Origin of the sequence: Albidovulum denitrificans, assembly GCF_002973535.1 — a bacterium.
Taxonomy (GTDB): Bacteria; Pseudomonadota; Alphaproteobacteria; order Rhodobacterales; family Rhodobacteraceae; genus Albidovulum; species Albidovulum denitrificans.
In genome coordinates this window covers 614,737-640,110 of sequence record NZ_PVEP01000001.1, presented here as the reverse complement: position 1 = coordinate 640,110, position 25,374 = coordinate 614,737, and the positions used below count along the sequence as shown (strand labels likewise).

Below are 25,374 nucleotides of genomic sequence, written 5' to 3'. Positions count from 1 at the left end.
GAGGGCCCGCGTTACCCGCGCCGCCGCCTGCGGCCGCCCTCGCCACCGCCCGCGGTGTTGAAGCTGACATCGGGCAGGGTCACGATCTTGCCAAGCTCCGGGAAGGGGGCGGTGGCATGGGGGATCGCGTTGGCGGCCACGAAGTGCTCCTGAAAGCGCGGCTCGATGGCGGTTTCGACCTTGTGGATATTGCCGACCTCGCGTTCGATCGCGGCGCGGGCGGAGGTGTCGCAAAGCGCGATCCGCGCGCCGGTGCCGGCGGCGTTTCCGGCCGAGGTGACCTTGTCCAGCGGGCAGTCGGGGATCATGCCCAGCACCATCGCGTGCTTGGGGGAGATATGCGCCCCGAAGGCGCCCGCCAGCACGACGCGGTCCACCGTTTCGATGCCCAATTCGTCCATCAACAACCGCGCGCCCGCGTAAAGCGCCGATTTGGCAAGCTGGATGGCGCGAATGTCACCCTGCGTCACGGTGATGAGCGGCCCGCCCTCGGCGGTGCCGTCATGAAGCACATAGGCATGGGTCCGCCCCTGCGGCACCGACCGCGCCGTCCCGGTCTGTTCGGCCGATCCGATCAGGCCCGAAGGGTCGACCAGCCCCGCCATGCGCATTTCCGCCACCACCTCGATGATGCCCGACCCGCAGATGCCGGTGATGCCGGTCTGCGCGGTGGCGGCGGCAAAGCCCGGATCGTCGGACCAAAGATCGCAGCCGATGACGCGGAAGCGCGGTTCCTTCGTTTCGGCGTCGATCTCCACCCGCTCGATGGCGCCGGGTGCGGCGCGTTGGCCGGAGGAAATCTGCGCGCCCTCGAAGGCAGGCCCGGTGGGCGAGGAGCAGGCCAGAACCCGGTCCTTGTTGCCCAGAAGGATCTCGGCATTGGTGCCGACATCGACGATCAGGGCGATGTCCTCGGAGGTGTAGGGCTCTTCCGACAGCGCGACGGCGGCGCAATCGGCGCCGACATGGCCCGCGATGCAGGGCAGGATATAGACCCGCGCGTTTTCGTGGATCGACAGAAGGTCCAGATCGCGCGCCGGGATCGACAGGCTTTCCGAGGTCGCAAGCGCAAACGGTGCCTGACCAAGCTCAACCGGGTCGATGCCCAGAAGCAGGTGGTGCATCACCGGGTTGCAGACAAAGACCGTTTCCACGATCAGCATCGGGTCGATGCCGCCCTCGGTCGCAATCGCCAGCGCCAGTTCGTTGATCGCCGAGCGCACGGCATTGGTCATTTCGCGGTCGCCGCCGGGGTTCATCATCGCGTAGCTGACCCGGCTCATCAGGTCCTCGCCAAAGCGGATCTGCGGGTTCATCAGGCCGGATGAGGCCAGCACATTGCCATTGCGCAGGTCGCACAGATGCGCCGCGATGGTGGTGGACCCGAGGTCGATGGCAAGGCCGTAAAGCCGCCCCTCCCAGAAACCGGGATGGATGTCGATGATGCGCACCTTGTCGTGGTGGTCCTTGTAAAGGATCACCGTCACCTTCCATTCGCCCTTGCGCAGGATCGGTTGCAAGCGGCGCAGAAGGGCGGGGTCGGCCTCTACCCCCTCGATCTGCCACTGGTCCTTCAGCGCCACGCAGAGGCGCTGAAAATCGCCCGAGGGTTCGTGCATGTCGGGTTCGGCCACCTCGACGTAATAGGCATGCGTCGCCGGGTGCATGGTGATCGCCCGCGCGGTGGCGGATTTGCGGATCACCTGGCGGTGGACCTGGCTTTCGGGCGGTACGTCGATGACCACATCGCCCATCACCTTGGCCTGACAGCCGAGGCGGCGGCCCTCTTTCAGGCCCCGGATCCGGTCATAGCGCGCCTCGACCTCATTCCATTCCGACAGCGCGGCTTCGGTGACGGTGACGCCATGCTTGGGAAACTCACCATAGCCCGGCGTGATCTGGCATTTGGAGCAGATGCCGCGCCCGCCGCAGACGCTGTCGAGGTCCACCCCCAATTGCCGCGCGGCCGTGAGGACCGGCGTTCCCAACGGAAACCGCCCCCTTTTGCCCGAGGGGGTGAAGATCACGAGGGCGTCGTCGGTCATGGCACTACTCACTCTGTTCGCCTGCCTATCTAAGCCCTTTCGCGGCAAGGGCAATGTCCCGCAAGCGGCATGAAGCGGTCAGGCTGCGGCAGGATGGTCGCGCCGCGTACCGGGCGCGCGCCAAAGCGCGGTCACGACCGAGAGAAGGGCGAAGGCCCAGACCGGCAGGCCAAGGGTGGCGGCAAGGGCGAAGATCAGCGTCATCACCGGCAGCGCGGCTTTCAGCCGGGCTGGCAGCGCCAGCACCCGGTCGCGCGTCACCCAAAGCGCGAGGCTCCCCACGGCAAGGCTGCCGCCCAGCCATTTCGACACCTCATGCTGGCTGGCATGGGCGTGATCCGTTGCCACGTCGATCGAGGCCGCGATGGCCGCGCCCAAGGCTGCCGTGGCCATGAACAGGAAGACATGGCCATAGCCCCAGATCAGCGCGGTCCGCAGTTTCGTGCTGACCAGATGCTCTTCCTCGCAGAAATAGACCCACCAGATCGAAAACACGATGACCAGCGCCGAGACCGAGACGAAGGCGGCATGAAGGCTGGGATGGTCGGAAAAGAGCGCGCCGAAACCGTGGCTGATCGACAGCACGATCTCCCCCATCGAGATGATCATCAAAAGGCCGTAGCGTTCGATGATGTGGTGGCGGTGCCAGGGCGTCACGCGGGCGCTTTCGGCAAAGGGCGGGACGGCGAATTCGATCAGGAAACAGGCAAGGCCGAGGGCGTAGAAGACCGCCGATCCCGGCGCGGCGGCGAAGTAGGTCACGCACCAGGCGATCTGCGCGACGGCGATCCCGGCGGCGTAACGCAGGCAGGTTGTGCGATAGCCCGGCACCCGCGCGGCGCGCAGCCAAAGCCCGATCATCCCCAGCCGCATCACCACCCAGCCGAAGAGGCCGAAGGAGAGATCCAGCGTCTGAAAGATATGCCCCGCGCCGCCCGCGAAGATCAGCGCGCCGCCCATGATGACCATGACCAGCAGGCGATAGAGCGTATCGTCATTGTCGAAGGCCGAGGCGAACCAGGTAAAGTTCATCCAGGCCCACCAGATCGCGAGGAAGAGGAAGACAAAGCGCGGCAGCGCCTCGATCCCGTGGCCCTCGGCGATGGCATGGTGCAGGCCCACCGTCACCGCCGCGATGGCGATCACGCTGACGAGGTCGAAGAAAAGCTCAAGCGTCGTCGCCGCGCGGTGATGTTCGTCGGGATCGCGGGCGGTGAGGGGGGCGATTTTGGACACGGGGAGGCACGGACCCTTGGCTGGACAGAGGTCGGTCCAGACAAGCCGATCCGGCGCGGCAGCGCAAGACCCGTGCCGGGCAGGGAAGGGCGGGGTTAGCCGCGTTCCTCGGCCACGACCTGCTGCATGTGGGCCAGCGGGATATAGCCGCGCACCATCTGTTCGCCCATGACGAAGGTCGGCGTGCCGGAGATCTGCATCCGTTGCGCCAGCGCGTGATTGTCCTCGATCACCTTCGTGACCTCGGGCGCCTCCATCCGCGCCAGGATCGGCGCCGCATCAAGGCCCAGATCATCGGCAAAGGCCGACAGCGTGTCGGGCGTCACCTCACCCCGGAAGCTTTCGTAAAAGCCCGCATTGACCTTGGCATAGGCCTCTGGCCCCGCAACCTGAAGGGTGGCGATGGCAAAGCGGGCGGCGGTCGCCGAGTCCTCGCTCAGGATCGGAAGTTCCTTGACGATGTAGCGGATATTGCCGTCGCCGTTCACAAGGTCCATGACCTCGGAATGCGCCTTCTTGCAGTAGCCGCAGCGGTAGTCGATGAACTCCACCACCGTGAGGTCGCCCTCGGGATTGCCGCCGGTATAGCTGGCGGTGTCGGCGAAAAGATCCGCGGCATTGGCCTTGACCAGTTCGACATCAGCGACCGCTTCCGCCGCCGCCTGACGGTCCTTCAGGACCTCGATCGCCTCGGTCAGCACCTCGGGGTTTTCCAGCAGGTAGGCGCGCACGGCATCGCCGAAGGCGGCCTTCTCCTCGGCCGACATGGCGCTGAGATCGACGGCCAGGGCGGGGCTGGCAAGGCCCAGAAGGGCGGCGGTCGCAAGGGGGGCAAGTTTCATCGTCGGCTCCGGTCTGTCCAAGGCGTTGGCCCGGGAATAGGGGGTGGGCCGGTCCCGCGCAAGCGTCGCGCCGTCGCAGGCCCGATTGACCTTTCGCGGCGGCGCTGGAAAGAAGGCCCGGATTGTCGGTGGCCAGAATGGAGGGCGGGGATGCGTTTATCAAGCCGGGGTGAGGTCGATCCCTTCATTGTGATGGACGTCATGGAAGCCGCCCGCAAGGCCGAGGCCGCCGGGCGCCACATCATCCATATGGAGGTCGGCCAGCCCTCCACCCCCGCGCCGCGTCTGGCGCGCGACAGGCTGGCGGCGGCGATGGAGGGCGACGCGCTGGGATATACCGTGGCGCTTGGCCTGCCGGAGTTGCGCGAGGGGATCGCGGCGCTTTACCGCCGCTGGTACGGGGTGGATCTTGACCCCGCGCGGGTGGTGGTGACGGCGGGATCCTCGGCGGCCTTCCTGCTGGCCTTCACCGCGCTTTTCGATGCCGGTGACCGCGTGGCGCTGGGGGAGCCGGGCTACCCCTCCTACCGGCAGATCCTGCGCGCCCTGTCGCTGACCCCGGTCGGCATCCCCACGGCGGCCGGGGACCGCTATCAGCCGCGCCCCGAGGCGATCCCTGACGGTGTGCAGGGCCTGATCGTCGCCTCGCCCGCCAACCCCTCCGGCACGATGCTCGACCATGACGCGCTTGCCGCGCTGATCGGGGCGGCCGGGAAGAAGGGCGTCAGCTTCGTCTCGGACGAGATCTATCACGGGCTGCATTATGAGGGGCGCGCTGTCTCCGCCCTTGAAGTATCGGATGAAGTTTACGTCATAAACTCCTTTTCCAAATACTTTTCCATGACCGGCTGGCGCATCGGCTGGATGGTCGTGCCAGAGGCGCATGTGCGCACGGTGGAGCGTCTGGCGCAGAACATGTTCATCTGCCCGCCCCATGCCAGCCAGATCGCCGCCCTCGGCGCGCTGGGCGCGGTTGAGGAACTGGAGGCAAACCGTTCCGTCTACGCGGAAAATCGCCGCCTGATGCTGGAAGGCCTGCCGAAAGCGGGCTTCACCCGCATCGCGCCGCCCGATGGCGCCTTCTACATCTATGCCGATGTGTCGGACCTGACCGATGACAGCTTGAGCTTCGCGGCGGAACTCCTTGAAAAGGCGGGCGTCTCGGTCACGCCGGGGCTGGATTTCGATCCGCGCCGGGGTGGGCGTACCTTGCGCTTTTCCTATGCCCGCTCCACCGCGGATATTGCCGAGGGGCTGAAGCGGCTTCAGGCCTTCATGGCCGCGCGCGGCTAAGGCGAAGGCCGGGGGATTTTCCATCCCCCGGACCCCCTGGAGAGTACTTTTCCAACGAAGAAGTAGGCCGGATTTCTTCGTTGTCCAAATACTCCCGCCGGAGGCGTCCGGCGGGGGCGGCCGGGATCAGCCTTCGACGATTTCCGGCAACCGGGCGGCGGGCGGGGTGTTGCGGCTGCGGGCCGAGCGGACCACGCCGTCGATCACCGTCATGCCGACACCGGGCAGGTTGCCCTGGCGGATCGATTCCAGCATGTCCTTGCCGGGCGCGTGCTGGGCCATGTCGATCAGGATGAAATCGGCCGATTTGCCGGGTTCGATGATGCCGCAGTCAAGCTCGCGCATCCGCGCCGTGTTGCCGGTGGCGAAGCAGAAGGCGATCTCGGCCGGGACGTCGCCCAACGAAGACAGCATCGCGATCATGCGCAGGATGCCGAGCGGCTGGACGCCGGAGCCTGCGGGCGCGTCGGTGCCAAGGATCACCCGCTCCGGCTGGCCAAGTTCGAAGGCGGTGCGCATCGCCAGAAGGCCCGCGCGTTCGTTGCCGTTATGGACGATCTCGATCCCGCGCAGGCAGCTTTCGCAAAGGCACATGATCTGGTCGTCGGGCAGGGCGGTATGGCCGCCGTTGATATGGCCGATGATGTCGGCGTCGGCCTCAAGCACCACGTCCTTGTCGATCAGGCCGGAGCCGGGGATCGAGGGGCCGCCGGTGTGGATTGTCGACTGGATGCCGTATTTGCGCGCCCATTTGACCATCTGCGCCGCCGTTTCACCCGCCTTGACGGAGCCGAGGCCGACTTCGCCCAGAAGGGTCACGCCGGCATCGGCAAGGTCCTTGAAGTCGCTTTCGACCATGCCCTCTTCCAGCACCGGGGCGCCGGAATGGACCTTGACGCCGGAGGGGCGGAAATTCTCGTACCAGCGCTGCGAGGCGATCGCCATCGCCTTGAGGCCGACGATGTCCTTGGGACGGCCCGGCGCGTGGACCTCACCCGCCGAGATCATCGTGGTGACGCCGCCGTGGAGGCACGAGTCGATCCAGTTCAGCTGCTGTTGCCGGGGCGTGTAGTCGCCGATGACCGGGTGGACATGGCTGTCGATCAGGCCGGGGCAGAGCGTCACGCCCTTGGCATCGACCACCGTCGTCGCCCGGTCGGTGTCGAGGTCCTTGGCGTAGCCCACGGCGGTGATCTTGCCGCCGTCGCAGACCACGCAATCGCCGTCGATCAGCGGTTCCTCGATCTTGCCGGACAGGATCTGGCCGATGTTGCGGATGACGAGTTTCGTCTTGCCGGTGGCGGCGGGGGCGGGATCGGCCATGGGATTGCCTTTCGCGTTGCGGGGGACTCTTCGCCCGGATGCTCCCACAGCTTTCGTTTGCAGGCAAATGATTTTGGGCTGCGCGGGCGGCCTTAGCCTTCGGGGAAGAAGCAGGCGGCGGACTGGGGGGCGCCTTCCAGTTCCGGCCTCTCGGCCCGGCAACGCGCCTCGGCCTTCCAGCAGCGCGGCGCGAAGGCGCAGCCGGGCGGCACGTTCAGGGGTGAGGGCAGTTCGCCTTCCAGCTTGATCCTTTGGCGTGCGCCCTTCGGGTCGGCGACCGGCGTCGCCGACAGAAGCGCCTTGGTATAAGGGTGGCGCGGATGGGCGAAGACCAGGTCCTTCGGTCCCATTTCCACGGGGCGACCGAGATACATGACGATGATGTCGTCGGCCATGTGTTTGACCACCGACAGGTCATGGCTGATGAACAGATAGGCCAGCCCCATCCGTTCCTGCAGATCCACCAGAAGGTTGAGGATCTGGCTCTGGATCGACAGGTCGAGCGCCGAGACGGGTTCGTCCAGCACGAGGACCTTGGGTTCCAGCATCAGCGCGCGGGCGACCGCGATGCGCTGGCGCTGACCGCCGGAGAACATATGCGGGTAGCGGTCGAAATGTTCGGGGCGCAGGCCGACCAGCGCCAGCATCTCGCGCGCCTTCGCGGTGCGTTCGGCGGCGCTCATCTTCGGGCGGTTGATCTTCAGCGGTTCTTCAAGGATAGACCCGATCCGCTGGCGCGGGTTGAGCGAGCCGTAGGGGTCCTGAAAGACGATCTGCACATCGGTGCGCAATTGCGCCTGCGTGTCCGGCCCCGCCGTCACGCCGCCGATGGAGAAGCTGCCCGAGGTCGGTTCCTCGATCATGGTAATCACGCGGGCCAGCGTGGACTTGCCGCAGCCGCTTTCGCCCACGATGGCCAGCGTCTTGCCCGGTTCCAGCGTGAAGGAGGTTTCCGAGACCGCCTTGACGATGCCGGGGGCGGCGAAGAGGCCGCGCTTGACTTCGTAATGGCGGGTCAGCTTGTCGGCGACGACGACGGGGGCGGTCATGCTTCGGCCTCGGCGGAAACGGAAAGGGGATAGTGGCAGCGGGCAAAGCCCAGATCGGCGCTGGCCGGGACGGGCGGTACGGTGCGGCAGCGGTCATCGGCGAATTTGCAGCGCGGGCTGAAGAGGCAGCCCTCGGGCCGGTCGAACTGTCCCGGCACGACACCGGGAATGGTCGGCAGGTGGCGTTCGGTCGCGCGTTCGGGCAGGGCTGCCAGAAGGGCGGATGTATAGGGGTGGTGCGGGGTCGCGAAAAGGTCCGCGACCGGCTGCTCTTCGACCTTCTGGCCCGCGTATTGGACCGACACACGTTCGGCGGTTTCGGCCACCACGCCCATGTCATGCGTGATGAGGATCAGCGCCATGCCGGTGTCGCGCTGCAAGCCGGTCAGAAGGTCGAGGATCTGCGCCTGAATGGTCACGTCAAGCGCGGTCGTGGGTTCGTCGGCGATCAGCAGCTTGGGGTTGCAGGCGATGGCCATGGCGATCATCACGCGCTGGTTCATGCCGCCTGACAACTGGTGCGGGAAGGCTTTCAGCCGTTCCTCAGGCGCCGGGATGCCGACCATCTCAAAGAGTTCCACCGCGCGTTTCTGGCGGGCCTTCGCGTCAAGGCCAAGGTGGAGGCGCAGCGCTTCCTTGATCTGGTAGCCGGCGGTGAAGCAGGGGTTCAGCGAGGACATCGGCTCCTGAAAGATCATCGCCATGTCCTTGCCGATGATCTTGCGGCGCGCTTTCGGCGAAAGCTGGCGCAGGTCCTTGCCGTCGAAGTTCATCACATCGGCGGTGACGGTCGCGGTCCAGGGCAAGAGGCCCATCATGGCGAGCATCGAGACCGATTTGCCAGAGCCGCTTTCACCCACGATGGCGAGGATTTCGCCCTTGTCGACCGAGACATCGACGCCGTCGACGGCGCGGAACGGGCCGGAGGCGGTGGCGAAATCGACCGAGAGGTTGCGGAGTTCAAGAAGGGGCATCGGATCAGCTCCGCTTCAGTTTCGGGTCGAGCGCGTCGCGCAGGCCGTCGCCCATCAGGTTGATGGCCAGAACGGTGATGAGGATGGCGAGGCCGGGGAAGGTCACGACCCACCAGGCGCGCAGGATGAATTCGCGCGCCTCGGCCAGCATGGTCCCCCATTCCGGGGTCGGCGGCTGTGCGCCCATGCCGAGAAAGCCGAGCGCTGCCGCGTCGAGGATCGCGGTCGAAAACGACAGCGCGCCCTGCACGATGATCGGCGACAGGCAGTTCGGCAGGACGGTGACGAACATCAGCCGCACCGTCCCGGCGCCCGCGACCTTGGCCGCCGTCACATAGTCCTTGGATCGTTCGGACATGACGCTGGCGCGGGTCAGGCGGACATAGTGGGGTTGCAGAACGATGGCGATGGCGATCATCGCATTGGTCAGCGAGGGCCCGAGGATCGCCACCAGCACCAGCGCCAGCAGAAGCGACGGGAAGGCCAGCACGATATCCATGATCCGCATGATGATCGTGTCGAGCCATTTCGGCGCGAAGCCCGCGATCAGGCCGATGATGATCCCGCCGGTGGCGGCAAAGGCGACGACGACGATGCCGACATAGAAGGAATAGCGCGCGCCGTTCAGCAGCCTCGACAGCATGTCGCGGCCCAGCGCGTCGGTGCCAAGCGGGAAGGCGAGGCTGCCGCCCTCTTGCCAGAAGGGCGGTTGCAGCAGGTGGTCGCGGAACTGCTGGCTGGGATCATGCGGCGCGATCCAGGGGGCGAACAGCGCCACGACAATGAAGGCCGCGAAGACCCAGAAGCCCATGACGGCGCCCCGGTTCTCGCGGAAGTAATACCAGAACTCACGCAGGCGGCCGGGACGGGCGACGGCGGCGGTCGGGGTGGAGGCGGTTGTCTCGGCCATCAGCGCTTCCGTATCTTGGGATTGATGAAGCCGTAGAGCATGTCCACGGTCAGGTTCACGATCATCACCATGACCGCGATCAGGACCAGCCCGCCCTGCACGACCGGGTAGTCGCGGCGGAAGATCGAATCGACCATCCACTTGCCGATGCCGGGCCAGGAAAAGATCGTCTCGGTCAGGATGGCGCCCGCCAGAAGCGTGCCGACCGACAGGCCGATGACGGTGATGACCGGGATCAGCGCATTCCTGAGCGCATGGACGCCGTTGACGCGGAAGGGGGCAAGGCCCTTGGCGCGGGCGGTGCGGATGTAATCCTCTGACAGCACCTCAAGCATGGCCGACCGGGTCTGGCGCGCGATGACGGCCAGCGGGATGGTGCCAAGGACGATCGTGGGCAGGATCAGGTGATGGATCGCGGACCAGAGCGCGCCCTTCTGCCCCGACCAGAGCGCATCCCAAAGCATGAAGCCGGTGGGATTGTCGAAGTAATACATCAGGCTGATCCGGCCCGACACCGGCGTCCAGCCAAGCCAGCCGGAAAAGACGATGATGAGCAGCAGCGCCCACCAGAAGATCGGCATCGAATAGCCGATCAGGGCCGAGGACATCAGCGTCCGGTCAAAGAACTTGCCCCGGTTCACGGCGGCGATCACGCCCGCGGGCAGGCCAAGGAGTGTGGCGAAGACGATGGCGCAAAGCGACAGTTCCAGCGTGGCCGGGAAGAGGGTGAAGAATTCGTCCCAGACCGGCTTCTTGGTGACAAAGCTGTGTCCCAGATCGCCGTGCAGCACGCCTTTCAGGTAGTCCCAGTATTGCACGATCACCGGCCGGTCGAAGCCGAACTGGGTGATAAGCTCCTGATACCGTTCCGGCGTCACGCCGCGTTCGCCCGCCATGACGATGATCGGATCGCCCGGCAGCACGCGGATGAAGGCGAAGGCGATCAGCGTCACGCCGAAGAAGGTCGGCAGGAAGGTGAGCAGTCGCGAGAAGATGAATCTGAGCATCAGCCGACAATCCTGATGTCCTTGGGGAAGCGGGTCAGCGACCGGCTTCCGGTTTCGGTGACAAGCATATCATCCTCGATACGGATGCCGAAATGGTCGGGGTGGTAAAGCCCCGGCTCATTGGTGAACACCACGCCGGGTTCAAGGATCTGATGATTGCCGCGCATCATATAGGGCGCCTCATGCACGTCGCGGCCGAGGCCATGCCCGGTCTTGGTGCGGATGCGGTCGGCATAGGCGGAGGCCTCAAGCACCGAGATCACCGCATCGTCGACGTCATGGGCGGTGATGCCGGGCTTGGTGACCGCGTGGCCCTTTTCGTTCGCGGCCAGCACCACCTCATAGACCGCCGCTGCCGCGTCGGTGCAATGGCCGACAAAGACGGTGCGGGTGATGTCGGCGCACAGCCCGCCCCAGCGGGCGCCGAAGTCGATCAGCAAGGGATCGCCCGCCCTGACCGCCACATCGCGGGCATGGGCGTGGGAGGCGGCGGAATGCGGGCCACAGGCGACAAGCGCACCAAAGGCCTGTTCCTCGGCCCCGTGGGCGAACATGGCCTGCACCAGCATCGCCTCGATCTGGCGTTCCGTCTGGCCGATGCGGACGCGGTCGAGCGTGTCGCCAAGGGCGGCCTCGGAAATAGCGATGGCGCGTTCCATCGCGGCAATCTCTTCGGGTGTCTTGCGGTAGCGCAGGCTGGTGATCGCCTTTTCGCCATCGACGATCCGTAGCCTCGGCTGCGTTTCGGTCAGCGCAAGCTGGACGAAGACGCGCATGACCTGGCCTTCGACGGCCAATGATTTCAAAGGCATATGGGCGGCCAGCGCGGCGAAGGCGTCGGCGTAGCCGGTCTGGTCGCGCCAGTCGAAAACCTCGCCCTCGAAATTCAGCGCGGCAAAGCTGGTCAGCTCAAGGTTCGGCACCACGGCGGCGGGCGTCCCCGTCACCGGGATCACCACGACAAGCGGGCGTTCGTTGGTGTGGAACACATGCCCGTAAAGGCGGGTGAAATTCGGACCGGGGACGAGGGCCACGGCCTCGGTCCCAAGCGCTGCGGCAAGGCGCCGGAAATCCTGATAACGATCTGTCATGTGCATAAGGCGGGCAGGCGCGGGGGCCGGAACCCCCGCGCCGTGTCGCTTATTCGGCGATATCGACGCCGTAGAAGATATGGCCGCCCAGCGGGTGAACCTTGTAGCCGGTCACCTCCTTGCGGACGGGCATGAACACGACCGAATGGGCGATCGTGGCCCAGGGGGCCTGCTCCTTGAAGGCGACCTGCGCCTCTTCGTAAAGCTTGGTGCGCTCGGCCATGTCCGAGGTCACCTTGGCCTTCTGGATCAGGTCCTCGAACGGCTGGTAGCACCATTGCGCGCGGTTCGACCCGCCCACACCGTCACAGCCCAGCAGCACGGCGAGGAAGTTGTCCGGGTCACCGTTGTCGCCGGTCCAGCCCAGAAGCACGGCGCCGTCGCGGTCCTCGGCCTTCGACCGGTCGAGGTATTCGCCCCATTCGTAGGAGACGATTTCCACGTTCACGCCAACCTTGGCGAAGTCGGACTGGATCAGTTCGGCCATCCGCCGCGCGTTCGGGTTGTAGGGGCGCTGCACCGGCATCGCCCAGACCTTCATCGACAGGTCGGAAACGCCTTCCTCGGCCAGCATCGCCTTGGCGGCTTCGGGATCGTAGGCATCGTCCACCACGGCGTCGTTGTAGGACCACATGGTCGGCGGGATCGGGTTCTTGGCGATCTTGCCCGAGCCCTGGAAGACGACGTCGATGATCGCCTGCTTGTCCATCGCCATGTTCAGCGCCTTGCGGACCTTCGGATTGTCGAAGGGGGCCTGCTTGGTGTTATAGGCGAGGTAGCCGACGTTCAGGCCTTCCTGTTCCAGCATGTTGATGTCCGGGTCGGCCTTCATCGCCTCGATATCGGCCGGGTTCGGATAGGGCATGATCTGGCATTCGTTCGCCTTCATCTTCTGGTAGCGCACCGAGGCATCGGGCGTGATGGCGAAGACCAGATCGTCGATCGCGGGCTTGCCTTCCCAGTAGTCCGGGTTGGCCTTGTAGCGGATCACGGCGTCCTTCTGATAGGCGACGAAGCTCCACGGGCCGGTGCCGATCGGCTCCTGGTTCAGCATCTCGGGCGTACCCGCGGCCAGCATCGCGTCGGCATATTCCTTCGACTGGATCGAGGCGAAGTCCATCGCGAGGTTGGCGATCATCGGCGCCTCGGGCCGGTTCAGGACGAACTTGACGGTGTAGTCATCGACCTTGTCGATGCTTTTCAGCAGGTCCTGCATCGACATGCCGTTGAAATATTCCCAGGTCCCGCCGGAGACCTTGTTGTAGGGATTGTCTTCCTTCCACTGACGCTCGAACGAAAAGATCACGTCATCGGCGTTCATGTCGCGCGTCGGCGTGAACTTGTCGCTGGCATGGAACTTCACGCCCTTGCGCAGGTGGAAGGTGTATTCCAGCCCGTCTTCCGAGGTTTCCCAGCTTTCGGCAAGGCCGGGGACGACCTCGGTCGTGCCGGTGACGAATTCCACCAGGCGGTTGTAGACCGGGTGCGAGGAGGCGTCGAAGGTCGTGCCGGCGGTGTAAAGCGCCGGGTCGAAGCCCTCGGGCGAGCCTTCCGAGCAATAGACCAGCGTCTTGGCGCCGGCCGATCCGGCCGCGAGCGCGGCAAGGACGAGGCCCGTGGCGAGTTGATATCTGAGATTCATGGTCTTCCTCCGTGTTGGCGGCGCATCGGCCGCTCTGGCTGAAAGTTTCGTTCTTTTGGCTCGATAGATGAGGCTTAGCGCCTTCTTGTGGGCCTTCAACCCCGCGCGTCGGGTGACGTCGGGGCCTGCCGCAAGGTCAAGTCGTCGTGTCCGCCCCCCGCTTCATCGCGCCACCGGGGGCGGGCATTCCGTGAAAGAGCTCAAGCGTGCCGGTCCACAGGATCCGGGCGGGCGCGCCGCTGTCATTGTACCAGGCATGGGCGCGGTTGCCGCGATAATGCAGGCTGTCGCCGGGCATCATGCGAAACTCCTCCCCCTCCAGCACCTGCACGACGTTGCCTTCAAGGACATAGACGATCTCTTCCCCCGCATGCTGCATGGTTTCCGAGCGGAACCCGTCAGGCACATGAAGGATAAAGGAGGACATCTGGCTGCCCGGAAACTCGGCCCCGATGCGTTCGTAGACGATGGACGACCCGTCGATGGAAAAGCGCATCCGCGCGTCGGCCTGGGTCAGCGCATCGGCGGGGCGCGGGGTGGCGATGAAGTAATCGACGCCGACGCCAAGCGCCTGCGCGATCTGCGCCAGCGTGCCAAGCGTGGGGGTCGCGTTGTCGCGTTCGACCTGGCTGAGATAGCCGACCGACACGCCGGAACGGTCGGACAGGTCCTGCAACGTGATCGACATCTTGCGGCGGCGCGACCGGATCAGCGGGCCAAGCGTCGGCGTCGTGTGTTTCTGCGGCAGGCTCAAGTCAGACGAATCCCTCTCGACACCGTGAACGTAACGAGTAAAAAAATTTTTGTCTTGCAGAAATTTATTCTGCGGCGCGGCGTCAGGGGTGGATGTCGAGGCGCGACGGCATATCGGCGTGTGGCTTTCCGGGCGGTCAGTCGCAGGGGCGCAGGCGGATGCCCGCGCCGGGGGTGACGCCAAGGTCGCGGCAGGCGCCGTCGGCGCATAGATGCCAGCCGCCGATGGTCGCGCCCGAGGCGGCGAGGTTGACCTCTGGCACCGGGGGCAGGTCGGGGGTCCAGACCCACCAACCGCCTTTCAGCATCGCGCCGGGTCCGGGGTCCATCCCCGCGCCCGATCCCTTCACTGCCGCCTCGGTCAGGCGGAGCGCGCGGCCCTCCACCACCCAATGCTCCCGCCAGCCGGTCTTTTCGACCGAATGGGTCCAGCTGAGCTCGAACCCGCCCGAGGCCAGCGACAGCGCGGTCGCGCCGACCAGAAGGCAGGCCGCGCTCATGCCGCGCGGGCGGGCTGCATCCGCCAGGCGAGGACCGCGAAGGCAGCCGTCAGGGCCAGTCCGATCTCATCCGTCAGGGGCAGGGCCGCGACGAGCGATGCGGCGGCGGCCGCCGCCAGCAGTCGCAGCCAGACGGGCAGCGGGTGACCCAGCCAGCCGATCACCGCGCTGCCCCAAAGCCCGATCGCCAGCACCGCCTTGAAGACGATCCAGATCACGGCGGGCCAATAGCCGATGGACGCCGCCAGCGGCCCGCCATCCTGCAACATCAGCGCGGGCGTATAGACCGCCATGAAGGGGATCACGAAGCCCGCCGCCGCGACCTTGATCGCCTCGATGGAGATCTTCAGCCCGTTTTCCTTCGCAATCGGGGCGGCGGCGAAACAGGCCAGCGCCACCGGGGGCGTCAGGTCGGCCAGGATGCCGAAGTAGAAGACGAACATATGGCTGACGATCAGCGGCACCCCCAGCTCCAGCAGCGCCGGACCGGCGATGGAGGAGGTGATGATGTAATTCGGGATCGTCGGGATGCCCATGCCCAGAATGATGCAGGTGATCATGGTCAGGATCAGCGACAGGATCAGGCTTTTATCGCCGACATGGACGATGAACTGGCCAAAGGTCGTGGCGACGCCGGTCAGGGTCATGGTGCCGATGATGACACCCACCAGCGCACAGGCGATGCCGACGGGCAGGGCGGTCTTGGCCCCCTCGGCGAGCGAGTTGCGGCACAGGATCAGCGTCTCGCGCCCGCCCTTCGACAGCGCGTTCCAGCCGACCAGCACCACCAGCGCGGCCAGAACCGGCATGATCCCCCATTCGAAGAACGACGCGGCGACAAGGCCAAGCCCGATCCAGACGAGGATACGCAGCGCCTGCGACGGCAGGCCGAGGATGACCGACCCGCCAAGGATCAGCAGGATCGTCAGCGCCAGCCCGATGGTGCCTGCGAAGAGGGGCGTGTAACCGCTGAACAAGAGGTAGACCAGCACAGCCAGCGGCAGGAGGAGATACCAGTTCTCCCTCACCGCCTTCAGGGGCGAGGGCAGGTCTTCCTTGGCCATGCCGACAAGGCCATGGCGCCCGGCCTCAAGATGCACCATCCAGAAGGCGCCGAGAAAGTAGAGGATGGCGGGGATCAGCGCGGCCTTCACGACCTCGACATAGTCCACGCCCAGCGTCTCGGCCATGATGAAGGCGACCGCGCCCATGACCGGCGGCATGATCTGCCCGCCCATGGAGGCGGTGGATTCCACGCCCCCCGCGAAGGCCGGCCGGTAGCCGAAGCTTTTCATCAGCGGGATGGTGAACTGGCCCGTGGTCACGACATTCGCGACGCCGGAACCCGAGATCGTCCCCATCAGGCCGGACGAGATCACCGCGACCTTCGCCGCGCCGCCCTGCTTGTGGCCGACAAGGCCAAGCGAGACATCGGTGAACAGCTTGATCATCCCCGCGCGTTCCAGGAACGACCCGAAGAGGATGAAGAGGAAGATATAGGTCGAGGAGACATAGACCGGGATGCCGTAGATCCCTTCGGTCCCATAGGTCATGTGGTCGATCACCTGCGCGAAATCATAGCCGCGATGGTTCAGGGGTGAGGGCAGGTGTTGCCCGAAAAGGCAATAGGACAGGAACAGCCCCGCGATGATCGGCAGTGCTGGCCCCATCAGCATCCAGGCGGCGGTGAAGACCACGATGAGGGAGATCACCCCCATGACGATGTCGCGCGGCAAGGGATCGCCCGCGCGCAGGATCAGGGGCGCGTATTCCACCCACTGATAGGCCGCGACCGAAACGCCCGCCAGCGCCAGCGCCCAGGCGACGGCCTTGAAAGGCAGCGCCCGGCGCCGGGCCAGCGCCAGCAGCGGAAAGCCCAGAAGTGCCAGAAAGCCCACATGGATGGCGCGCACGACCTGACTTGGCATGTCGATCAGATGCGCGGCGGTGGCGACCTGAAAGACCGAAAAGGCGACCGCGATCCAGAACAGGAACCGTCCCTCGAACCCGGCGGGGAAATTGTCGGCCAGGGGATCGTGCAGCCCCAGATCGGGCGCGTCCTTCGGCATTTCGTGATCGTCCTGGGCAAGCGTTGCCATGCGGATTTCCCCTCCCCGGAAATCGAATGGGCCGGGCGGCGCGGCGGCCGCCCGGCGCGGGGCCTTACATCAGGCCCTGTTCCTTGTAATACTTCTCCGCACCCGGATGCAGCGGCAGCGGCATCCCCTTCAGCGCGTTTTCCAGCTTGATCTGGGCAGCGGCCTTGTGCGCGGCCTCAAGCTTCGGGAGGTTTTCGAACAGCAGCTTCGTCATCGCATAGGCGGTGTCGTCGGACACACCGTCATTGGTGACAAGGAAGTTGACCACGGCGGCGGTCTTCACGTCGCCGTCCTGCCCGTCATAGGTGCCAGCCGGGATCGTCGCGTCGATATAGGGCGCGCCAAGCGTGGCGACGACATCGGCCGGAACCTCGACCATCTGCACGGCGATGGAGGTGGACAGGTCCTTGATCGAGGCCACGCCAAGCCCCGCCGATTGCAGCGTCGCGTCCAACTGGCGGTTCTTCATCAGCTCGACCGATTCCGCGAAGGGCAGGTATTCGGTCTTGGCGAAGTCGTCGTAGCTTATCCCGGCGGCGGCAAAGATCGCGCGGGCGTTCAGCTCGGTCCCCGATTTCGGCGCGCCGACCGACACGCTCTTGCCCTTCAGGTCGGCCAGCGTCTTGATGCCGCTCTCCTTCGTCGCGACGATCTGGATGTAGTTCGGATAGACGGCGGCAATCCCGCGCAGCTTGTCGAGCGGCCCCTTGAAGCCTGCGTCCGTGTTGCCCTCCCAGGCCATCTTGACGCTGTCACCCAGCGCCAGCGCCAGTTCGCCCTTGCCCTGCTGAAGCAGGTTCAGGTTCTCGACCGAGGCCTTGGTGGACTGCACCTGCGTGCGCGCGCCGGGGATCCCTTCGGCATAGATCTCCGACAGGCCGACGCCCAGCGGGTAATAGACGCCCGAGGTGCCGCCGGTGAGAATATTGATAAATTCCTCGGCCTGAGACGCCGTCGGCACCACCAGCGCGGCAGCCGTGATCATGGCAGCGATCCTGCCCTTCAACGTAATCATGATGTCCTCCCATAGACAATGTCGTCCTCACGCGGGGCGCGGGATGATGCAGGCTAGGACGGACGGGGGCCGAAGGTCACCCGGTTTTTTGCCCCTTGGGAGATTTCGGGCGCAGCTTTCTGCCCGGCAGGGCGCAGGTTTCTGCCGGGGGCGGTCAGTTGGCCCGCGCCTGCCGCTTGCGTTCGTGCGGGTCGAGGTGGCGCTTGCGCAGGCGGACGATCTTGGGCGTGACCTCGACCAGTTCATCGTCCTGCACATAGGCGATGGCTTCCTCAAGGCTCATCCTGACCGGCGGCGTCAGGCGCACGGCCTCGTCAGTGCCAGAGGCGCGGACGTTGGTCAGCTTCTTGCCCTTCAGCGGGTTCACTTCCAGATCGTTGTCGCGGGAATGTTCGCCGATGATCATCCCCTCATAGACCTGTTCCTGCGCACCGATGAAAAGCTTGCCACGCTCTTCGAGGTTCCACAGCGCATAGGCCACGCTGACACCATTTTCCATCGAGATCAGGACGCCGACGCGCCGCCCCTCGATGGCGCCCTTGTGCGGCGCCCAGCCGTGGAAGATGCGGTTCAGGACGCCGGTGCCGCGCGTGTCGGTCAGGAACTGGCCGTGATAGCCGATCAACCCGCGCGACGGCACATGGGCGACGATCCGGGTCTTGCCCGCGCCCGCGGGCTTCATCTCCACCAGATCGCCCTTGCGCTGGCCGGTCAGCTTGTCGATCACGGTGCCGGAATATTCGTCATCGACATCGACGATGACCTCTTCGATCGGCTCCATGCGCTGGGCGTCCTCCTCGCGGAAGATCACGCGCGGGCGGGAGATCGACAGCTCGAACCCCTCGCGGCGCATGTTCTCGATGAGAACCCCCATCTGCAATTCGCCACGGCCCGAGACGACGAAGGCCTCACCCCCCGGCGTGTCCTCGATCTTGATCGCGACGTTGGATTCCGCCTCTTTCATCAGCCGTTCGCGGATCACCCGCGACTGCACCTTGTTGCCGTCCTTGCCCGCGAGGGGGGAATCGTTGATGCCGAAGGTCACGGAGATGGTCGGCGGGTCGATCGGCTGCGCGGGCAGGGCGGTATCGACCTCAAGCGCGCAAAGCGTGTCGGCGACGGTGGCCTTGGTCATGCCCGCCAGCGTGACGATGTCGCCCGCCTCGGCCATGTCGATGGGCGCCTGCGCGAGGCCCCGGAAGGCGAGGATCTTGGTCACGCGGAACTGTTCGATCCGCTCGTTCTTGCGCGACAGCGCCTTGATCGTCTCGCCCACCTTCAGCGTGCCGCTTTCGACGCGGCCCGTCAGGATGCGGCCGATGAACGGGTCGGCCGACAGCGTTGTCGCCAGCATGCGGAAAGGCTTGCCCGCATCCGCCACCTGCTTCGGCGCGGGAACGTGGCGGACGATCAGGTCGAAAAGCGCCGACAGGTCCTTGCGCGGCCCGTCCAACTCCATATCCGCCCAGCCCGAGCGGCCAGAGGCATACATATGCGGGAAATCCAGCTGGTTGTCATCGGCGCCGAGATTGGCGAACAGGTCGAAGACCTCGTTCAGCGCCCGGTCGGGTTCGGCATCCGGCTTGTCGACCTTGTTCAGCACCACGATGGGCCTGAGGCCAAGCGCCAGCGCCTTCGAGGTCACGAATTTCGTCTGCGGCATAGGCCCTTCGGCGGCGTCCACCAGAAGGACCACGCCATCGACCATCGACAGGATTCGCTCCACCTCGCCGCCGAAATCGGCGTGGCCGGGCGTGTCGACGATGTTGATCCGCGTGCCTTTCCACTCGACGCTGGTCGCCTTGGCAAGGATGGTGATCCCGCGCTCACGCTCGATGTCGTTCGAATCCATCGCCCGTTCGGCCACGGCCTGATTTTCCCGGAACGCGCCGGATTGCTTCAGAAGCTCGTCCACCAGCGTGGTCTTGCCGTGGTCAACGTGTGCGATGATCGCGATATTGCGAAGGTCCATGGGTCCGCCTGTTCGTGCTGCGCCGCCGCGATAGACGAAAGGCGGGACAAAGGCCAGCCCAAAGCTAGTGCGGCGAGGAGATCGAGAAAAGGTTGATGACCGCGATCCCCGCGATGATGAGGGCGATGCCGAGAAGCGCGGCCAGGTCGAGCTTCTGGCCAAAGACGACCCAGCCGGAGATCGAGACAAGGATGATGCCCAGCCCGGACCAGAGCGCATAGGTGATGCCAAGCGGCAGTTCCTTCAGAACCTGCATGAAGAAAAAGAACGCGCCGCCGAACCCCACCACGATCCCGAGCGAGGGCCAGAGCCGCGTCAGCTGCTGGCTCGCCTGAAGGCAGGAGGTGCCGAACACCTCGAAAGCGACGGCGATGAGAAGATAAAGATAGGTCTTGCCCATGGACGGCTCCTCAGGTGGCGACGTAACGGTCGCGGCGATGGTTGACCGCGATCACCAGATTGACGACCAGCGCACCCAGCGCCGAGATCGCGACCGTCGGAACATCGCGCAGGGTCAGCGCCAGCGCAAAGATCGCGACGTCGAAGATAAGCTGTGTCCAGCCGGCGCGAAAGCCGGTCTTGTCCTGTAGGTAAAGCGCCACGATCCCGACGCCGCCGAGGCTCGCCCCGTGCCGGAAAAGCGCCAGCAGCGCGGAGCCCGAGATCGCCCCGAACAGCACCGCCCCGACAATGGGGTTCAGGTGATCGAAGCGCACCCAGTGCGGGAAGACCATGGCCAAAGCCGACATCAGCCCCACGGCGACGAAGGTCTTGAGGACGAAGCGCAGGCCGATCCGTTTGTAGCCGAGCCAGTAGAAGGGCAGGTTGACCGCGAAGAAGACCGGGCCAAAGCCCCAGCCCGTCGCGTAGGAGATCAGCACCGCAAGCCCGGCGGTCTGGCCGGTGACCAGCCCCAGATGCGTCAGGATGGTGATCGCAAAGGCCGCCATGCCCGCCCCGTAGGCGATGCCCTGCGCGTCCTCCAGCATGCTGTGTCGGTTCAGATCGGCCATCCCGGCCTGATGGGCCAAAGCCGCGCAAAGGTCCAGAGGGCGGACCATCCCCCGGCTTCTTCGTTGCCAAAATACTCCGGGTGGGTCCGGGAGGGCAGCGCCCTCCCGGCGGGTCGCCCCGGCGTCAGCCGGGGCGAAATATCGTCAGGCGAGCTCCTTGTTCAGGTACTCGTCGACCTTTTCCAGATAGCCCATCGTGGTCAGCCATTTCTGGTCCGGCCCGACCAGAAGCGCGAGGTCCTTGGTCATGTGGCCGTCCTCGACCGACTGCACGCAGACCTTTTCCAGCGTCTCGGCGAATTTCAGCAGCGCCGCGTTGTCATCGAGCTTCGCGCGGTGCTTCAGACCCCCGGTCCAGGCAAAGATCGAGGCGATGGAGTTGGTCGAGGTCTCCTTGCCCGCCTGATGCTGGCGGTAATGGCGCGTCACCGTGCCATGCGCGGCCTCGGCCTCGACCGTCTTGCCATCGGGCGTCATCAGGACCGAGGTCATCAGGCCAAGCGAGCCGAAGCCCTGCGCCACGGTGTCGGACTGCACGTCGCCGTCATAGTTCTTGCAGGCCCAGATATAGCCGCCCGACCATTTCAGCGCGGACGCCACCATGTCGTCGATCAGGCGATGTTCATAGGTGATGCCCGCGGCCTTGAACTTCGCCTCGAACTCTTCCTCATAGACCTTCTGGAACAGGTCCTTGAAGCGGCCGTCATAGGCCTTGAGGATGGTGTTCTTGGTCGACAGATAGACCGGCCAGCCCTTCATGAGGCCGTAGTTCATCGACGACCGGGCGAAGTCGATGATCGACTGATCAAGGTTGTACATCCCCATCGCCACACCGGCGGCGGGCGCGTCGAAGACGTCGCGTTCGATCACGGTGCCGTCCTCGCCGACGAATTTCATCGTCAGCTTGCCCTTGCCGGGGAAGAGGAAATCTGTCGCGCGGTACTGGTCGCCAAAGGCGTGGCGGCCGACGACGATCGGCTGGGTCCAGCCCGGCACCAGACGCGGCACGTTCTTGCAGATGATCGGCTCGCGGAAGATCACGCCGCCAAGGATGTTGCGGATCGTGCCGTTCGGGCTGCGCCACATCTTCTTCAGGCCGAATTCCTCGACCCGCGCCTCATCGGGCGTGATGGTCGCGCATTTGACGCCGACGCCGTATTTCTTGATCGCCTCGGCCGCGTCCACGGTGATCTGGTCGTCGGTGCGGTCGCGCTCCTCGATGCCCAGATCGTAATATTTCAGGTCGATGTCGAGATAGGGCAGGATCAGCTTTTTCTTGATGAAGTCCCAGATGATCCGGGTCATCTCGTCGCCGTCGAGTTCGACGACGGGGTTTGCTACCTTGATCTTCGACATTCGCTTCTCCGTTTCGGGGTGACTCTCTGGCGCGCGTCATAGCCCAATATGGCGCGCGAGGAAAGATGGTATGCGGTGGTATACTGAAAATTGCCCCACAGGCGAAGGTTGCGCGCGGGGCGGGGACGGGGGACACTGGCGGCATTTGAACGGGTTTTGATTGACGAGGCATTACCATGAAACGGATCGCGGTCTTTTGCGACGGCACCTGGAACAGCGCCGATCAGCCCCATCCGACGAATGTGCGGCGGATGGCAATGATGGTCCCGCCGGTGGGCGCGGATGGTGTCCGGCAGGTCACGCTCTACTTTCAGGGCGTCGGCGTGCCGGAAGGCGGCGGCTGGCTGACGCGGCTGAACGAAAGGATCTCGGGCGGGGCGATGGGCTTTGGCCTCGACGACAAGATCGCCACCGCCTACCTGCATCTGGGCAAGCAGTATGAGCCGGGGGATGAGGTCCATGTCTTCGGCTTTTCGCGCGGCGCCTATACCGCGCGATCGCTGGTCGGGCTGATCCGCAATTGCGGCCTTCCCCATCGGCCTTCGGTGGAAACGGTGCGGGCCTGTTTCGACCACTACCGCGACCGGGATGAGGATACGAAGCCAGACAGCGAGGAGAGCATGGCGTTTCGCCTCCGCATCTCCCCCGGCCTGACCACCAGCGCGGCAGAGGCCGCGTGGCGCAAGGCCAGGGGCCATGCCGAGGGGCATCCCTTCGCGGTGACCTATCTGGGCGTCTGGGACACGGTCGGCGCGCTGGGTATCCCGTCGCATTGGGGGCTTCCGGCGCGGCTTTTGAACCGCAAGTACCGCTTTCATGACACGGACCTCTCCAGCCTCGTCCACTCCGCCCGCCACGCCGTCGCGGTGGACGAGATGCGCAGACCCTTCGTGCCGACGCTCTGGACCAACCTGCCGGATTTGCGCGCCGCCCGGCCCGGCGGCGATTACCGGCAGGAATGGTTCGCGGGCGTTCATGGCGCGGTGGGCGGCGGCGGCGATCTGGTCAGCTTGTCGGGGATCGCGCTTCTCTGGGTCGCGAACGGCGCGCGCATGGCGGGGCTGGAGCTGCGGCTGACGGATCTTGAGGCGGTACATCGCGGCTGCGACCTGCTCGGTCCGGTCTTCAACCAGTCGCAGGGCAAGACGCTGTTTCAGAAACTTCTGGGCCTGACCGGCAAGGCGCGGAGCGGGCCGGAGCGGATCGGCATGGTTGCCCACCCGGCCGTCGGCCGCTGGCGCTGCGCGGAGCTGCCTGCGGATTGGAAGGGGCGGGCCTATCGGCCAAGGACGCTGACCGGGCTGGCGGGCGATCTCGACGGGTTCGATCTGGCGGGGCTGAGCGATTACAGCACGACCCGGCTGACCTAGAGCATTTCGGGTTTGCACTGACTCGGAATTCGAACTTATTTCGTTGGAATTCCGATGCTTGGGTTCTTAACGCAAACCCGAAACGCTTTAATCGGGGAAGAACCCGCCCAGCCTGTCGCGGACCCAGTCCCAGAGGCCCGGCGCCCCGCGCGCGACCTTGGCGCCCACCCGGGCCTCAACCTGCGCGCGGGTGACGTTGTAGTCGATCCAGCTTCCGCCGCCGCTTTCGATGTTCTGCAACACCGGCTGCACCCGGTCGAGCGATTTGGCAAAGACCGCATCGGGGCTTTCCGCCGCCTCGAACTCTTCCCACAGCGCGCGCAAGGGGGCGCCGATGTCGCCGGGCAGCAGACCGAAGATCCGTTCCGCCGCCGCCGCCTCGGCCGCCTGCACCTCGGCCGAGCCATGGGCCTGACCGTTGGCGGAATGGATCGGCACGTCGCCGACGTCGATTTCCACCAGGTCATGCAGCAAAAGCATGCGGATCACCCGGTCGATGCTGACGCCCGGCCCGGCCTGATCGGCCAGCACGAGGGCATAAAGCGCCAGATGCCAGCTATGTTCGCCCGAATTCTCCGCCCGCGAGCCATCGCAAAGCGTGGTCGCGCGCAGGACACGCTTCAGCTTGTCGGCCTCGTTCAGGAAGGCGAACTGGGCCGAAAGCCGGTCATTCGTCAGCCTGCCGGTCATTCGGCGGCCCCGGCGAGGCGGGCGTTGATCTCCATCCAGCGCAGGCCCCGGTCCTGACCCGTCTGGACGGCCGTCGTGGTGGACAGCGCGCGCCAGTCGTCCATGTAGCGGGCGATCTCGGACGCAGAGGGGGGAGAGAGGCGCAGGCCCGAATAGGTCTCCCACCCGTCGACGGGCAACTGGTAGGTGCCGGGCGCAAGCCGCGCCTGGGTGACCCAGACCGCCAGAACCGCCTGAAGGTCGCGGTGAAGCGCCCGCATCCGCGCAATTTCGGCCTCTGTCATGTCGAAGACGCCGTCCTTGCCGATTGGCGGCGGGGTGCCAAGCTTGTGCGCCATGTCCGCCTCGTAGAACCCGTAGCTGCCATAGGGGTATTTCGGGTCAATCACGGTCTGGCGCCACCACGCCGCGCGCAGCAGTTGCCGATGCTCGGCCGTCACCGTGATCCGTGTAGGCGGAAGGTAGCCCTGCGCAAGCGGCGGCAGGAAGGCCATGGCGGGGACGTCGTAGCTGCCCGGCGGCAGGTCGCCGTAAAGGGCGAAGGCAAGGAAGATCCGTTCCCGCCGCTCGCCCGGCGGCGGCACATCGGAGGCGAAGTCCGGGTCGTCGCCGGGAAGCAGGATCGCGGGGGCGCCCGCCTCCATGTCGATCCAGGTCACGGTCGCGGTGCGGAACCAGGCGATGTCCTCGGCCGAAATGGTGACCGGCGCGGGAAAGACCAGATCGTCCGGCCCGGCCCGCAGCGGGGCGGCCCAGACCGCAAGCGCCATGAGCGCGACGGCAAGCGTCCCCCTTTGCCGCAACCGGCCCCGGAGCGCGCGGCCAAGGACGCGCCGCAGGGCAGAGGCCGGGGAGAAGGCGCGACGGGGGCGCAGCGCCATGCGGACCGATGGCGCGGCCGGGCCAGCAACGGGGGCCGCGCGCCCGGTCACGCGCTGCCCGGTCACGCTCATCCCGTCTTCTGCGGCTGCACCGCCGCGCGGGCGCGTTTGAGGCGCTGGTTGAGGAAGGCGCGGGCCTTGCTTTCCGCACGCTGGGCGCGGATCGCGGCCATATAGGATTCCTGCAAGGCCGAGGAGGCGGCCTCGACGATCTTGTTGACCTCGTTCACGAGGCTGTCGTCGCCGGTTTCGGCGACGGCCTTCAGCACGTCCTCGGCCAGCCTGATCCCAAGTTCCTCGGTCGTGGCCATGG

The 25,374-nt window shown here is 65.7% G+C and carries 23 protein-coding genes; 2 read left to right on the top strand and 21 right to left on the bottom strand.

Going from position 1 to position 25,374, the window contains the following annotated elements; translation table 11 throughout:
• Window positions 1-11: 11 nt before the first annotated feature.
• The 3 genes from LX70_RS03095 to LX70_RS03085 form a co-directional block, all read right to left on the bottom strand.
• Window positions 12-2,045, bottom strand: a complete 2,034-nt coding sequence (locus LX70_RS03095; RefSeq protein ID WP_105513050.1) for an ASKHA domain-containing protein — start codon at window positions 2,043-2,045, stop codon at window positions 12-14.
• Window positions 2,046-2,123: 78 nt separating this feature from the next.
• Window positions 2,124-3,281 (bottom strand): low temperature requirement protein A, encoded by a 1,158-nt coding sequence (locus tag LX70_RS03090; RefSeq protein ID WP_105513049.1) that lies wholly within the window; start codon window positions 3,279-3,281, stop codon window positions 2,124-2,126.
• Window positions 3,282-3,376: 95 nt separating this feature from the next.
• Complete coding sequence (locus tag LX70_RS03085) at window positions 3,377-4,123, bottom strand: DsbA family protein (protein ID WP_105513048.1); 747 nt, start codon at window positions 4,121-4,123, stop codon at window positions 3,377-3,379.
• A 150-nt stretch (window positions 4,124-4,273) separates the two neighbouring features.
• Between LX70_RS03085 and LX70_RS03080 the strand changes: the two genes are divergently transcribed.
• The gene (locus LX70_RS03080) at window positions 4,274-5,416 is read left to right on the top strand and encodes a pyridoxal phosphate-dependent aminotransferase (protein WP_105513047.1); all 1,143 of its coding nucleotides are present in this window, start codon (window positions 4,274-4,276) and stop codon (window positions 5,414-5,416) included.
• A 126-nt stretch (window positions 5,417-5,542) separates the two neighbouring features.
• On the opposite strand, the gene LX70_RS03075 is transcribed toward LX70_RS03080, so the two are convergent.
• From LX70_RS03075 to LX70_RS03005, 15 genes are all read right to left on the bottom strand, one after another.
• Window positions 5,543-6,739 carry an amidohydrolase family protein gene (locus tag LX70_RS03075; protein ID WP_105513046.1) on the bottom strand — a complete coding sequence of 399 codons (1,197 nt, stop codon included), beginning with the start codon at window positions 6,737-6,739 and terminating at the stop codon, window positions 5,543-5,545.
• Between the two features lie 92 nt (window positions 6,740-6,831).
• Window positions 6,832-7,788, bottom strand: a complete 957-nt coding sequence (locus tag LX70_RS03070; RefSeq protein ID WP_105513045.1) for a dipeptide ABC transporter ATP-binding protein — start codon at window positions 7,786-7,788, stop codon at window positions 6,832-6,834.
• Window positions 7,785-8,762: an ABC transporter ATP-binding protein gene (locus LX70_RS03065; RefSeq protein WP_105513044.1), complete on the bottom strand. Its 978-nt coding sequence runs from the start codon at window positions 8,760-8,762 to the stop codon at window positions 7,785-7,787. Before LX70_RS03065 ends, LX70_RS03070 begins: the two co-directional genes overlap by 4 nt.
• Window positions 8,763-8,766: 4 nt before the next feature.
• Window positions 8,767-9,672 (bottom strand): ABC transporter permease subunit, encoded by a 906-nt coding sequence (locus LX70_RS03060; protein ID WP_105513043.1) that lies wholly within the window; start codon window positions 9,670-9,672, stop codon window positions 8,767-8,769.
• Complete coding sequence (locus LX70_RS03055) at window positions 9,672-10,679, bottom strand: ABC transporter permease subunit (RefSeq protein WP_105513042.1); 1,008 nt, start codon at window positions 10,677-10,679, stop codon at window positions 9,672-9,674. Before LX70_RS03055 ends, LX70_RS03060 begins: the two co-directional genes overlap by 1 nt.
• Window positions 10,679-11,770 (bottom strand): M24 family metallopeptidase, encoded by a 1,092-nt coding sequence (locus tag LX70_RS03050; protein ID WP_105513572.1) that lies wholly within the window; start codon window positions 11,768-11,770, stop codon window positions 10,679-10,681. The genes LX70_RS03055 and LX70_RS03050 overlap by 1 nt, the downstream gene beginning before the upstream one ends.
• Window positions 11,771-11,819: 49 nt before the next feature.
• On the bottom strand, window positions 11,820-13,412 hold the full coding sequence (locus LX70_RS03045; protein ID WP_105513041.1) for an ABC transporter substrate-binding protein: 1,593 nt from the start codon (window positions 13,410-13,412) through the stop codon (window positions 11,820-11,822).
• Between the two features lie 136 nt (window positions 13,413-13,548).
• Window positions 13,549-14,166 carry a helix-turn-helix domain-containing protein gene (locus tag LX70_RS03040; protein WP_245884908.1) on the bottom strand — a complete coding sequence of 206 codons (618 nt, stop codon included), beginning with the start codon at window positions 14,164-14,166 and terminating at the stop codon, window positions 13,549-13,551.
• Window positions 14,167-14,302: 136 nt separating this feature from the next.
• Complete coding sequence (locus tag LX70_RS03035) at window positions 14,303-14,665, bottom strand: DUF1850 domain-containing protein (protein WP_105513040.1); 363 nt, start codon at window positions 14,663-14,665, stop codon at window positions 14,303-14,305.
• Window positions 14,662-16,764 (bottom strand): TRAP transporter permease, encoded by a 2,103-nt coding sequence (locus LX70_RS03030; RefSeq protein ID WP_425430567.1) that lies wholly within the window; start codon window positions 16,762-16,764, stop codon window positions 14,662-14,664. The genes LX70_RS03035 and LX70_RS03030 overlap by 4 nt, the downstream gene beginning before the upstream one ends.
• A gap of 64 nt (window positions 16,765-16,828) precedes the next feature.
• Complete coding sequence (locus tag LX70_RS03025) at window positions 16,829-17,749, bottom strand: TAXI family TRAP transporter solute-binding subunit (RefSeq protein WP_245884907.1); 921 nt, start codon at window positions 17,747-17,749, stop codon at window positions 16,829-16,831.
• A gap of 184 nt (window positions 17,750-17,933) precedes the next feature.
• Window positions 17,934-19,751: a translational GTPase TypA gene (gene typA, locus LX70_RS03020; RefSeq protein WP_105513038.1), complete on the bottom strand. Its 1,818-nt coding sequence runs from the start codon at window positions 19,749-19,751 to the stop codon at window positions 17,934-17,936.
• 64 nt (window positions 19,752-19,815) lie between these two features.
• On the bottom strand, window positions 19,816-20,151 hold the full coding sequence (locus LX70_RS03015; RefSeq protein ID WP_105513037.1) for an SMR family transporter: 336 nt from the start codon (window positions 20,149-20,151) through the stop codon (window positions 19,816-19,818).
• A 10-nt stretch (window positions 20,152-20,161) separates the two neighbouring features.
• Window positions 20,162-20,764: a YitT family protein gene (locus LX70_RS03010; protein ID WP_105513569.1), complete on the bottom strand. Its 603-nt coding sequence runs from the start codon at window positions 20,762-20,764 to the stop codon at window positions 20,162-20,164.
• Between the two features lie 144 nt (window positions 20,765-20,908).
• On the bottom strand, window positions 20,909-22,120 hold the full coding sequence (locus tag LX70_RS03005; protein WP_105513036.1) for an NADP-dependent isocitrate dehydrogenase: 1,212 nt from the start codon (window positions 22,118-22,120) through the stop codon (window positions 20,909-20,911).
• Between the two features lie 176 nt (window positions 22,121-22,296).
• Here LX70_RS03005 and LX70_RS03000 point away from each other — a divergent pair, with 176 nt between their 5' ends.
• Window positions 22,297-23,490 carry a DUF2235 domain-containing protein gene (locus LX70_RS03000; RefSeq protein WP_105513035.1) on the top strand — a complete coding sequence of 398 codons (1,194 nt, stop codon included), beginning with the start codon at window positions 22,297-22,299 and terminating at the stop codon, window positions 23,488-23,490.
• 87 nt (window positions 23,491-23,577) lie between these two features.
• Here LX70_RS03000 and LX70_RS02995 read toward each other — a convergent pair whose 3' ends face one another.
• Genes LX70_RS02995 through LX70_RS02985 form a run of 3 tightly spaced genes read right to left on the bottom strand, consistent with a single transcriptional unit; the run spans window position 23,578 to window position 25,372 of the window.
• Window positions 23,578-24,180: an HD domain-containing protein gene (locus tag LX70_RS02995; protein ID WP_105513034.1), complete on the bottom strand. Its 603-nt coding sequence runs from the start codon at window positions 24,178-24,180 to the stop codon at window positions 23,578-23,580.
• Window positions 24,177-25,133, bottom strand: coding sequence for a hypothetical protein (locus tag LX70_RS02990; RefSeq protein WP_105513033.1), 957 nt, complete (start codon window positions 25,131-25,133; stop codon window positions 24,177-24,179). The genes LX70_RS02995 and LX70_RS02990 overlap by 4 nt, the downstream gene beginning before the upstream one ends.
• Window positions 25,130-25,372, bottom strand: a complete 243-nt coding sequence (locus LX70_RS02985) for a hypothetical protein (protein ID WP_105513032.1) — start codon at window positions 25,370-25,372, stop codon at window positions 25,130-25,132. Before LX70_RS02985 ends, LX70_RS02990 begins: the two co-directional genes overlap by 4 nt.
• Between the last annotated feature and the right edge of the window lie 2 nt (window positions 25,373-25,374).